Genomic DNA, 11,575 nt, shown 5'->3' on the forward strand with positions numbered 1-11,575 from the left:
GGCGAGCGGGTCGAACCGGAGTGGCGTGGACGCCCCTCAGCCGTGGTCCGCCGCGGCGGCCGTCTCGGCGCGGGTCAGCCGGTGCAGGGCCAGGGCGATACCCGCGGCGAGTGCCGCGCAGATCACCAGGGCCAGGAAGCCGTGGCCGACACCGGTGGTCATGGCGTCGGCGGCGGGCGCGCCGGAGGAGGTCTCGCGCTGCAGGGAGGTCGCCAGGATCGTGCCGATCACGGCGATCCCGAGGGCCGCGCCGCTCTCGTTGAACGTATTGAGGAGGGCCGAGCCGACGCCCGACTCCTCGGGGCGCACGTGGGAGGTGCCGATGCCGTACAGCGGGACGAAGCAGGTGGGCAGGCCCGCACCGATGACGATCAGCGCGACGACGGCCATCGGGACGCCGGAAGGCCCGGTGGCGAGCAGGGCCGCGCCGATGATCTGGGCGAGCGCCCCGGCGAGGTAGGCGCCGCCCGGCCCGGCCTTGTTGATCAGGTTCGGCACGAAGAGGGCGAAGACCAGAGAGGCGAGGCCCATCGGCAGCAGGGCGAGACCGGTGGCGAAGGCGCTCATGTCGTGGGCGCCCTGGAAGTAGTTGCTCGCGAGGTAGGAGCTGCTCATCATCACCACGGCGGCGAGCAGCAGACCCAGGCTGCTGAGCCAGTACGTCGGGATGCGCAGCAGATGCAGCGGCAGCAGCGGGTCCGTCTTGTTCAGCTCCATGCGGGCCACGACCGTGAGCAGGACGGCGGACAGGGCCATGCTCGACCAGGCGGTGGGCGAGGTCATCCCGTCGTGCAGCTGGATGAGCCCGAACGAAAGGCAGGCCAGACCCGCCGTGGCCAGGAAAGCGGTGGGGAAGCGCAGGGACCGCCGGCCGGTCGGAGCCATGGCGGGCAGGCTGCGCAGAGCGATGGCGCCGGCGGCGAGGCTCACCGGGATGTTGATGAGGAAGGCCCACCGCCAGCTGATGGCCGAGACGATGAGACCCCCCAGCACCGCGCCGAGAATGGCCCCGATGACGCCCAGGCCGCTCCAGAGCGCGAGGGCCGCCTTGCGCTGTTCCTCGTTCTCGTACACCGTCAGCACGATCGACAGTGCCGCGGCGGACAGCACCGCCGCGCCCAGACCCTGCAACGCCCTGCCGGCGATCAGGAGTTCCTGGTTCCCGGCGAGGCCGCACAGGACGGACGCGACAGCGAAGGTCAGCAGTCCGGCGAGGAAGGCCCTGCGCCGCCCGATCACGTCGGAGACCCGGCCGCCGAACAGCAGCAGGCTTCCGTACAGCAGGATGTACGCGCTGATCACCCACTGGAGGGCGGACGGTCCCGCGGGAAGGTCTGCGCCGATCGAGGGCAGGGCCACGTTCACGACCGTCACGTCGAGCATGACCATCAGCTGGGCCACGCCCACAGCGGCCATCGGTAGCCAGGACGCCTTGGCGGGTTCGCTGTCCCTCCCTTCTTCAGCAGCCGTGAGTGCGGGTGCTTCGGTCATGAGTGGCTCCTGTTCGAGAAGTTCAAGGAAATCGAGGTGATCGAGGTGATCGACGCGGTCAGGGCGACCGGGACGTCCCGACATTAATATTCATGCGCATGAATCGACAAGATAGCGGCGGCAGACCTAGACTGCAAAGCGTGGCGAACCCTTCTCTTTCCGACCGGTGGCTGTCCCTGGTGCGCGTCGGCGCGCTCATGAACCAGCGGATCGAGCGCACTCTGTCCGAAAAGTACGATCTCTGCGTGAGCGCCTACGAGATCATGGAGGTGCTGTCGCACGAGCGGGACTGGATCCGCCCGGGAGAGGTCAGCACCCGGACCTCGCGCAGCCAGCCCCAGGTCTCCCGGCTGGTTACGCAGATGGTCGACGCGGGTTATGTGACCCGTGAGCCCTCCCCCGGCGACGGCCGCAGCTCCCAGATCCGGCTGACCGCCTCGGGGCACAAGATCTTCTCCGACGCCGCCGCCACCGTCGAGGACGTACTGGGCCGCATCAGCGAGGAGAACGCCGACGCCCGTACGTTGATGGGGTGAGCCGAGCGGCTGGGGCCCGGTCCCGGCGGGCGGACTCCGCGCAGACCACGCGGGCCGTAAGCCGCCGGGACCGGGGCAGGCCGGTTCAGGCGCCGATCGCGTCGGCCGGTACCCGTTCCGGCGCCCGCTCGGCGACCGTGCGGGCGGGGTGCCGCACACGTCCCGGCGTCACCGGATTGTGGCGCCGGCCCCGCCCGAGGTGGCCGTTGACCGGCCTCAGGTCCGTCACCACGAAGGATCTCCGCAGCCACCGGTCCTGCCCGTCGTAGCGCGGGGTGAAGTCGGAACGCCCGTGCACCGCGCGGCGGTTGTCCAGAACGATCAGATCGCCCGGGAGCAGCACCAGACCCCGCAGCGAGCTCAGCATCGCCTGCTCCAGCCGCCGCAGCGCGGTCCGAGCCTGTGCCGTCATCGCGGTCGTGGTGTGGAAGTCGACCCGGAGGTCCGGGCAGTCGTCGCCGCCGGAGAGTACGGGCATGGGCGGAGTCAGCGCTCCCGTGGCCCCGTCCTGCACGAACGAGGAACTGAAACCGGTCCGGAACTCCGGTCGCCGCAGCGCCTCGACCGTCTCGGTGTCCAGGAGCGGCAGGACGTCGCCGATTCCCCCCGCGACGGTGGCCGCAGTCTCTTCATGATCTGCCCGGAGGCAGATCAGGCTCAAAAAGTGCGGCGGGTTGGGATGGAAGCCGTCCTCCGTGTGCAGTTCGAGCAGGACCGACCCGCTGTTCTCCTGTCGTCGTTCCGCGCCGCGCTTGGGGCAGACGTCCTGGACCAGCCGCCCGCTCTTCTCGTCGCTGTAGGAGATGGAGCGCCCCAGCACGGACATGACCATCAGCTGGGCGATGGTGGCCACCGCGACCCGCGACCAGTGCGGCTCGTCCTCGGACCGGTCCGGCGTCGGGGGCACCGTACCCACCGGGAGACCGGTGAGCAGCAGGCAACCGCCCTCGTTCCCCTTGTCCCGGAAGGAGATCAGGGCCCGTCGCACCGGTGCGGGCAGCGCGGCCGCCGCGAGCTCGACCGCGTGCAGCAGCGCCGCGTCGTGCAGTGAACCGCCCTCGTGGTCCCGGGCCACGGCCAGGGCCGCCCGCTCGATGCGGACCGCGTCGTCCGCGGTGAGCGGGACGGCGGATGGCCGCACGTCCGCGTAGGTGAACTCGCTGCTCATGGGGTGTTCTCTCGCTTCCTCACGGTGTGTGCCGTACGCATGGCCAGCCGGCGGCGGGCCCGGTAGGCCGGGGCGGGGGCGAATCCGTTCCAGGCCTGCTCCCGCGGCAGGTGGGCCAGGAACCGGGCGCGTTCCACGTAGCGGTCGACGTGGTCGAGGGCGCGGCGGCCGCGGGACATCGACACGTGGTGGACGTCCACCGCGACGGTCCGGGGCACGTCCTGGCCCTCGACCAGCAGATTCACCATGTGTACCGCCAGGGCGCCGAACTGCGTCGCGGCCTCGGCCAGTTGCGGCACGCTGTAGTCCGGGTCGGCGAGGCCTCGCCGGAGTTCCCGGAACATCTCACCGGGGATGTACGCCCGCGGGGCGATACGGAAGATGACTTCCCAGGTGTCCAGGCGCCTCTCGTCGCCGGGCACGAGCTGCCCGTCGAAGATCTCCCGTACGAGCCGGTAGTCGAAGCACTGGGCGGCGAGCATGCCGGCCATGTCCCAGGCGGTCACGAGCGGCTTCCGCTGCCGGCATGCCTCCTGGTGCAGGCAGATCTTCGCGGCGAGGCCCGAGGGGGTGGTGACGTCGACGCCGTCGATGATCACATCGGCCTGGGCGACGAGTTCCTGCACGTTGGCCCTGGCGACGCCCTCGGGCACCACCTCCGCCTCGACATGCGGATTGATGCCGCGCAGCAGCCGTGCCGCGACGGACGCCTTGTTCTGTCCGAGGTCGTCCACCGTGGCACTCTGCCGGTTCAGGTTGTTCAGCTCGTACGTGCCGACGTCGGCCAGGACGAAACGCCGGTAGCCCATGCGGCCGAGCGGTTGCACCGTCGCTCCCCCGATGGAACCGCAGCCCGCGACGAGCAGCCGGGTCCGGCCGATCTGCTCCTGCAGGGTGTCCGGAATCAGCCCCCGGTTGCGCTGGGTCAGGCAGGCGTAGAACTGTTCCTCGTCCAAGCCGCGGGCCTGCTCCGTGGTCTCCACATCGATCACGCTCATGTCCTGGCCTCCATGAAATCGACAAGCCGGGCGCGCACCGATCCTTCGGCGCCGGACGTCAGCACCGACCGCAGGTACGCCAGGGTGGGCCGCAGCGCGCCCTCGTCCGTCAGGACAAAGGGGTACGAGCGCTCCTGCTGGTCCCACATCGGGGCGAACAGATCGGCCGGGTCGGGCTCCACCGGGTCGGCATCGAGTGTCCGGGTGCTGAATCCGAGCAGGCGCAGCTGCCGGACGGCCCCCTCGATCTTGCCGTCGCCCACGATCGCGGCGCCCTCGTCACCCAGGACCTCCAGGCACGCCGTCGCCCAGGCGAGGTAGACCCACCAGGGCACGGAGACCGCCGCCTGTGAGCGGGGCATCGCGTCGTCGCGTACCAGCCGCTTGCCTTCCCACACCCGGGACGAGGAGGTCCCCGCCCCGAGATGGTCGGCCAGCCGCAGCGCGTAGTCGCGTTCGACGACGAACGGCCGGTGCCCGGGATCGCCCAGCGGCAGGGCGGACTCGTCACGAGCCGCGGCCAGGGTGCCGTAGCCGCGCAGCCACCCGGTCCCCTCCTCGATGACCAGCGTGTGGAAGTCGCGGAGCGCGAAAGCGTCGTACGGCTCGGTCCGCAGCCCTCGCGACGCCACGGCAGCTGCGTCGGCCCAGCCCCGCCGTACGTACTGGACGAGCCGGAACCGGTAGACCAGGTCCAGTGCCCAAGGCGGCAGTTGCGAGCCCCGGACGGTCAGGACGAGCAGCCCCTCAGGGCTCACCGCCCGGAAGAGCGGATCGCCGGCCAGCTCCCGCTCCAGCCCGGGGAGGCCCACGGGGTCTGCCCGGCCGAGGAGTTCGTCGGTCCGGAGCCCGGTGGGGGCCGTCGTCATCGGACCTCGCTCACGCCGAAGAGCTCGCCCGTGATTACGAGGGCCAGCGCCTCCGGGGAGCCTTCGTAGATGCGCGGGCCGTAGGCGTCGCGCAGCACACGGTCCATGCCGTCACCGCGCTGGAAGGCCTGGGCCCCGATCAGGGACATGGCGGCGTCGGCGTTGTCGATCGCGGCGCGGTCGGCGACCAGCTTGGCGACAGCCGGCTCGTAGGCGGGCGTCGGAAGTATCCGGTCGGCCTTGACCGCCGCGTCGAGGTAGAGCGCCCGGGAGGCCGATACGCGGGCGGCCATGTCGGCCAGCTTGCGGGCCGACATCTGGTGCTCGTACAGCTTGCGTCCGCCCTGCTCGCGCTCGCCGCTCCAGGCGACGGCCCGCTCCAGGCTGTGCCGGGCGATGCCGGTGGCCACCGAAGCGCAGGTCACCCGGGTCACGTTGCCGATCGCCACGTTGAGATCCCAGCCGCCGAGCTCACCGCCGAGCACGTTCTCCTGGGGAACCCGGGCATCGGTGAAGATCAGCTCGCCCGCGGGGGCGGTGCGGTAGCCGACCTTGTCGTGGATCTCGCCCCGCTCGACGCCGTCCTGTTCGAGGTCGGTGACGAAGCACGTCATGCCGGTCGAACCCGGCTCGCCGTCGATGTTCGCCATGACCGTCGCGTACGTCGCCACCGGGGCGTTGGTGATGTAGCGCTTGGTGCCGTTGATGAGGAAGTCGCTGCCGGAACGCGTGGCACGCGTCATCTTCTGCGCGTACGGGGCGTTCTGCGGAAGCACCAGGTCGGTGCCGTTGAGCTCCTCCGCCACCGCGTTGCAGGCCAGGACAGGTTCGTCGCCGAGGAACTTGGGCAGGTAGAGCTCCTGCAGACGGCTGTCGCCGGAGATCAGGATGGGCGTCTGGAACAGCCCCGTCGCGCCGAAGACCAGGGCCATCCCCGGGTCGGCCGCGGCCAGTTCCTCCAGCACCAGGGCCACGGCCAGGTTGCTCAGACCGAGGCCGCCCAGCTCGCGCGGGATCGCCATCCGCAGCAGCCCGACGTCGTGGCCGGCGCGGACGGTCTCCCAGTCCAGCTGCCCCTTCTCGATGCTGTCGCGCTCAGCGGCCCCGGGTGCCACCTGGTCCCTGGTGAAAGCGGCGACGGTCCGCAGGACATCCGCCTCGTGGCTGTCCAGCAGCGGGTGGCCGGCGGGGGAGTGCGTCGTGGACATCTGGTTCTCCTTGTTCGGGACGGTCAGTGGTCGAGGGTGAAGGTCGACAGGGCCTGCCCGAAGGCGAAGGTCTGCATCAGCGGGCCGTGCGAGGAGAGACGCCGCCCGGTCACAGCCCGCATGAACGTCCTGCGGCCGGCAGCGATGTCCTGGAGGTCGGCCCAGGCGATCCGCACCACATGGGTCGGTGCGGCATCGGTCGCCAGCCCCTGTGGATCGAGCGTCACGTCGGCATCCGGTTCACTGATGAGAAACCGAACGGTGGCTCCCGCATCACTCCACGCGGGAGCGGCCTGAGCGGCTGTGGTGAGAGCCTTTACGGCCTGGTCGGACGAGGTCGTCATGGAGATCCCCCTAGGAAGTGGTGACCAAGGAGGGACCAGTTATAGCCAAGACCGTGATCCACTTCACCGTGACTAGGGCACGTCACAGAGTTATGGTTACTTACAAGTAACGCGCTCCTGGGGGGGAGAGGACCGCATGAATGCAGGATGCTGCCTGGCTCGAATGGTGATGGATCGCATTGGCGAGCGATGGACGATGCTCGCCTGCCAGGAAATCGCTGCCGGATCCCGTAGGTTCGGGGATCTGAAATCCGCACTGGACGGTGTGTCCAACAAGGTTCTGTCGGAGACCCTGGTCCGGCTGGAGCGGGACGGCCTGATCGAGCGCAGAGTCTTCGACAGCAGGCCACCGACCGTTCAATACGAACTGACTCCCACGGGAACAAGCCTGTTGGAGGTTGTTCGGGGCATCGTCGACTGGTCTGCCCAGCACGGTCCGCACATCGAGGAAGCCCGCCGCTCCTACGAAAATCTCGAGCTGTCCGCAGTCGGTTGACGCAAGGACATCCCGGGCGAATGCCCATGAGAATTTACATGCCCGAAATTTTGTTGCGGCATCTCACCGAACGGCTTAAGGGGTTCATCGATCCGCACGTTCCGACATGAACCCCGGAAAACACTCGCAAGAATTTCCTGTGGCCTCCGATGGGAGCCACCGAGTCACGGCTTCCGCAACTCCTGACGAACACGGCCGACCGGAACAACACGGTCCGGAAACGCGCGGAGAGATATCCCCCTCCGCGCGCCCGCGGGAGAAATACCACAACCCCACGACCTTCCAGGGAAAATGGGACGATACTGTCTCCGACCTCTGCCCATAACCTCATGTTTCGGCCATCCGAGTGTTGCCTCGAAGCGCAGACAACCAATGGACGCCCTACCGCCTCTCACAGGCCGGACACAGCGTCGCCACAGGTGAGTTGGGGCCGTGCTGATCGTCCACGTTCCATCACGCACTCGGAAGTCCGGAAGTACGAGGAATGATGACCAGATCACAGCAGGGCCGCACCCACCGCCTGACCCGTCCGTCGATCGCCATCGCCGCGGCCGTCGCCGTGACGGCGGGCGTCGTCGCCGCCGCGCCCGACGCGAAGACGGCGGAGCCGACGCCGAAACTCGGACTCGTCGCCGCGTCCACCTCCGTGACGCTCGACTCGTGGAAGGAGGATCCCGGCGTCTATCTGGACCTCGGGACGTATCTCACCTCCGAGAACGGCGCCTTCGAGCTCAAGGTGACCCGTAAGTCCTACAAGGACCCGGTGGTCGCGCAGCAGATTCTCCGGAACGGGAAGAAGACCACGACCAAGGCGCTTCCCGCCGGGCTGGTGAAGGACTTCTCCGGGCTGCCGGACTTCGCGAAGATCGCGATCACCGACGCGGCGGGCAAGGCCGTGCTGAGCAAGACCGAGGCCTTCTGCCCGAACAACGCCTCCGGGCGGATCCGGCCGGACGCCCCCGCCAACTCGAAGTATCCGCAGAGCTGTCCGGTGAACCCCTTCACCCTCGGCTCGGTGTGGGGCGTCGAGAACGGCTGGGCCTCCAACACCTACGCCGGGTACTACTCCGACCCGGTCCAGCTGGCCGCCGGTACGTACACCGCCAAGATCTCGGTGACGAAGAAGTACCGCGACCTGTTCGGTATCGCCAACAAGCCGCAGACCGTCAAGGTCGTCGTGCGCGAGCGCAGTTGGGAGAACGAGGGCGAGGGTGGCGGCGAGGGCCCGGCCGCCGAGCCTCGTAGCGCGGCACCGAAGTCCGGTGCCTCCGCGGCCTCCGCCTCCGGGCACGAGGGACACGCTGGGCACGGCGGGCACGGCGGGCACGCAGGGCATGGGCAGGTCGCCGACGCGCCCGCCGCGTCCTCCGCCCACGCCTCGCACGGCGCTCCCGCCCGTCCCGAGGCGCCCGCCGCCCGGACGACCGGCGCCGCCCCCACGTTCAACATCGGCCACGGCCCCTACCCGCCGGCCCCGCCCGCCCTGCCCTGGGCGCTGAAGAAGGAGTCGCTCCAGCGGCAGGCCTTCTCGGCCGCCAAGGTCGGCGACCGCGCCGGACAGACCGACGGGTCGCGCCAGGCGCCCGGCGCGACGCCCAACGCCAAGCGGCCCACCGGCAAGGCGACCGTGCCCGACGTGCCCAAGCCGGACCTGCGCTCGCTGCCCGCGTACGGCATCACCGTCAGCGACGGTTACGAGGACGTGCCCGGCAAGGACTACCTCGCCTTCAGCGCCAACGTGTGGAACGCGGGCCCGGCCAAGCTCGTCGTGGACGGCTTCCGCTCCCCGGGCAAGGAGCTGATGGACGCGTACCAGTACTTCTACGACGCCGACGGCAAGCAGGTCGGCTACACCCCGACCGGCACCATGGAGTGGGACCCGCGCCCCGGCCACGAGCACTGGCACTTCACGGACTTCGCCAGCTACCGGCTGCTGAAGGCCGACAAGAAGGAGACCGTGCGCAGCGGCAAGGAGGCGTTCTGCCTGGCCAACACCGACGCGGTCGACTACACGGTGAAGAACGCCAACTGGCACCCGGACAACACCGATCTGTCCACCGCGTGCGGCCAGGAGAACTCGATCTCCGTCCGCGAGGTGCTCGACGTGGGTTCCGGTGACACCTACACCCAGGACCTGCCCGGCCAGTCCTTCGACATCACGGACCTGCCGAACGGCACGTACTACATCCAGGTCCTCGCCAACCCGGAGAACCGGCTCAAGGAGACCAACCACAACAACAACAGCGCCCTGCGCAAGGTCGTCCTCGGCGGCAAGAAGGGCGCCCGCACGGTGAAGGTTCCGGCCCACCACCTGGTCGACGCCAACTGAGGTTCTTGTCACGAGCGTTGATCCGCTCATCGACGTACGTTCCGCCGGCCCCGGGAAGGCTTTCGTCCGCCTCCCCGGGGCCGGTGGCATGCGGGGGGCCAAACCCGAGTTCTCGCCAAGTCGCCCGTGCACCCGTAACCCCGGCCCCGTATCGGCGTGTCGCCACCGCCGTACCGCCGCCCCTCCACGATCTCCCCCGGTCAGGGACGCGGCCGGAAGAGGGCGCGGGCAGTGGTGTGCTGTGGAGGGTTTCCCTCCGCTATGCCCCTACGGGGAAGGGGTGTCCAGCGGGCACCGCCGCGACCAGGCAAGGCATCGGTTACCCATGCGTAGCGCATGTGTGGCGCAATTCACTCCTCTCAAGGGGTGGCTCTGGAAGCATCTACGCCAACGAGATCGGGCCATACATACCGCCGCGGGGGGAGTGGCCATGGGGCTGCTCGGCGATGAGCTGGCGTTCGGGCGGGCGCTGACCGCCCCGGAGTACGAGAGCGTCATGGCCCTGGGCCACCGCAAGGAGTACCCGGCCGACGCCCCGCTCCTGACCGAGGGCGACCGGACCGGCCACGTGGTCATCATGATCCGCGGCTGGGCGACCGTCTCCCGCACCACCGACCGGGGCGCCACCCGGCTGATACTGGGACTCCGCGGCCCGGGCGAACTGCTCGGCGAAATGGCCGCGTTGGACAACCATCCGCGCAGCGCCACCGTCCGGGCCCTCGGGACCGTCGAGGCGACCGTGATCGGCGGCGACGCGTTCCGCCGGTTCCTCGCCACCCATCCCCGGGTCAGCGGGCTGGTGATCCGGCAGCTGACCTTCCGGCTGCGCAGCGCCGACCAGGAGCGCTCCGCCCTCGCCTCGCTGACCGTCCTCCAGCGTCTGGCGAGCCGGCTCACCGAACTCTCCGGGGCCACCGCCCCGGGCCCCTACGCGCCGTCCGTGCCGGGCCCCGGTCACGGCGGCACCGTCGTCCACCTCGCCCAGGACGAACTGGCCGCCACCGTCGGGGCGACCCGGGAAGCGGTCGCCAAGGCACTGCGGCTGCTGCGCACCCAGAACATCGTGCGCACCGGCACCCGCATGGTGCAGATCCTCGACCCCGAACTGCTCGCCCTCCTCGCGGAGGGACACCGGGAGTAAAAGCTCTGCCCCGCCGTGTGTAAACGGCTACAGACGGCCTACGTCCCGGGCCGGAAGCTGTACGGGACGGCAAGCGGAGAGAGAGCGGAGCACGGGGTGGAACACGGGGTGGCGCACGAGGCGTTCGATGCCGGTGAGGCACGCTACGAGCTGGTCGTCAGCGTGGACGCCAGACGTTCCGGGCAGTACAACGACGCGGAGAAGCCGCGGATGCGGCAGCGGATCTACCGGGTCCTGGAGTCCGCGCTCGCCCAGGCCGGGGTGGTCCGGGACGCCGTCCACATGGAGGACCGCGGGGACGGCGTGCTGATGTCGGTCCCCGGCCGGATCGCGGTGTCGCGGCTGCTCGGCCTGTGGATGGTGGAGGTCCACGAGAACCTCCGGGAGGAGAACGGCTCCCTGCTCGTGCCGCTCGGGCTGCGGGTGGCGATGCACGTCGGTCCCGTACGTCACGACAGCCGGGGCATCAGCGGGCGCGCGGTCGACCTGACGTGCCGGCTCGCCGACTCCTCCGTGGCCCGGGAGCTGCTGGACCGCGAACGGGCCGATCTGGTCCTCGCCGTCTCCGACTCCCTCTACGCCGATGTGGTGCAGGCCGGGGGCAAGTTCATCGATCCCGCGCGCTTCGCCCCGGCGCGGCTCGCCCTGAAGGAGGGCGCCGTCACCGCCTGGTTCCACCTGCCGGGACGGCCCGCGCCGGACACCGGGGCGCTCGGTCCGGAGGAGCCGGGCGACGGGGGTGTGGCGGGTACCGGAGGTGTGGCGGCTGGAGTTTCTGCTGGTGCCGGAGGTGCTGCTGTGTCTCCTGCGGACCCTTCTCCCGGGGCTGTGGACGGCGGGGACCCTGACAGCGAGGGCTATGAGGACGACGAGGACGGCGACGCGTCCGTCCGGTACGCCGCGCAGGGCGATCTCTCCGTGCACCAGCACAACGTCTACCAGCAGCCCGTGCACATCGGCCGCGTCACCGGCGCCGGCCCCCGGAAGGACTGAGC

General features: G+C 69.9%; 11 protein-coding genes. 5 read left to right on the forward strand and 6 right to left on the reverse strand.

Features of this window, described 5'->3' with window-relative positions; all coding sequences use genetic code 11:
• Positions 1-36 precede the first annotated feature (36 nt).
• Complete coding sequence (locus KV381_RS17320) at positions 37-1,491, reverse strand: MFS transporter (RefSeq protein WP_030076905.1); 1,455 nt, start codon at positions 1,489-1,491, stop codon at positions 37-39.
• Positions 1,492-1,631: 140 nt separating this feature from the next.
• Here KV381_RS17320 and KV381_RS17325 point away from each other — a divergent pair, with 140 nt between their 5' ends.
• A complete protein-coding gene (locus tag KV381_RS17325) occupies positions 1,632-2,027 on the forward strand; it encodes a MarR family winged helix-turn-helix transcriptional regulator (protein ID WP_158101263.1) in 396 nt (131 codons plus the stop codon).
• A gap of 85 nt (positions 2,028-2,112) precedes the next feature.
• Here KV381_RS17325 and KV381_RS17330 read toward each other — a convergent pair whose 3' ends face one another.
• From KV381_RS17330 to KV381_RS17350, 5 genes are read right to left on the reverse strand one after another with little or no spacing between them, the layout of a single operon-like run.
• The gene (locus tag KV381_RS17330; RefSeq protein ID WP_050495466.1) at positions 2,113-3,195 is read right to left on the reverse strand and encodes a TauD/TfdA family dioxygenase; all 1,083 of its coding nucleotides are present in this window, start codon (positions 3,193-3,195) and stop codon (positions 2,113-2,115) included.
• Positions 3,192-4,193 carry a ThiF family adenylyltransferase gene (locus KV381_RS17335; protein ID WP_078611050.1) on the reverse strand — a complete coding sequence of 334 codons (1,002 nt, stop codon included), beginning with the start codon at positions 4,191-4,193 and terminating at the stop codon, positions 3,192-3,194. Before KV381_RS17335 ends, KV381_RS17330 begins: the two co-directional genes overlap by 4 nt.
• Positions 4,190-5,062 (reverse strand): hypothetical protein, encoded by an 873-nt coding sequence (locus KV381_RS17340; protein WP_030076914.1) that lies wholly within the window; start codon positions 5,060-5,062, stop codon positions 4,190-4,192. Before KV381_RS17340 ends, KV381_RS17335 begins: the two co-directional genes overlap by 4 nt.
• Positions 5,059-6,270 carry an acyl-CoA dehydrogenase family protein gene (locus tag KV381_RS17345; protein ID WP_050495468.1) on the reverse strand — a complete coding sequence of 404 codons (1,212 nt, stop codon included), beginning with the start codon at positions 6,268-6,270 and terminating at the stop codon, positions 5,059-5,061. Before KV381_RS17345 ends, KV381_RS17340 begins: the two co-directional genes overlap by 4 nt.
• A 23-nt stretch (positions 6,271-6,293) precedes the next feature.
• Positions 6,294-6,497 (reverse strand): hypothetical protein, encoded by a 204-nt coding sequence (locus tag KV381_RS17350; protein ID WP_143665817.1) that lies wholly within the window; start codon positions 6,495-6,497, stop codon positions 6,294-6,296.
• Positions 6,498-6,750: 253 nt separating this feature from the next.
• On the opposite strand from KV381_RS17350, the gene KV381_RS17355 reads away from it, so the two are divergent.
• From KV381_RS17355 to KV381_RS17370, 4 genes are all read left to right on the forward strand, one after another.
• Positions 6,751-7,110, forward strand: coding sequence for a helix-turn-helix domain-containing protein (locus KV381_RS17355; protein WP_030076921.1), 360 nt, complete (start codon positions 6,751-6,753; stop codon positions 7,108-7,110).
• A 484-nt stretch (positions 7,111-7,594) separates the two neighbouring features.
• Positions 7,595-9,439, forward strand: coding sequence for a lysyl oxidase family protein (locus tag KV381_RS17360; RefSeq protein WP_218785597.1), 1,845 nt, complete (start codon positions 7,595-7,597; stop codon positions 9,437-9,439).
• Positions 9,440-9,869: 430 nt separating this feature from the next.
• On the forward strand, positions 9,870-10,580 hold the full coding sequence (locus KV381_RS17365) for a Crp/Fnr family transcriptional regulator (protein WP_030076925.1): 711 nt from the start codon (positions 9,870-9,872) through the stop codon (positions 10,578-10,580).
• Between the two features lie 108 nt (positions 10,581-10,688).
• Complete coding sequence (locus KV381_RS17370) at positions 10,689-11,573, forward strand: hypothetical protein (protein WP_030626520.1); 885 nt, start codon at positions 10,689-10,691, stop codon at positions 11,571-11,573.
• The last annotated feature ends 2 nt before the right edge of the window (positions 11,574-11,575 follow it).

The organism is Streptomyces sp. WY228 (assembly GCF_019287315.1).
Taxonomy (GTDB): Bacteria; Actinomycetota; Actinomycetes; order Streptomycetales; family Streptomycetaceae; genus Streptomyces; species Streptomyces caviscabies.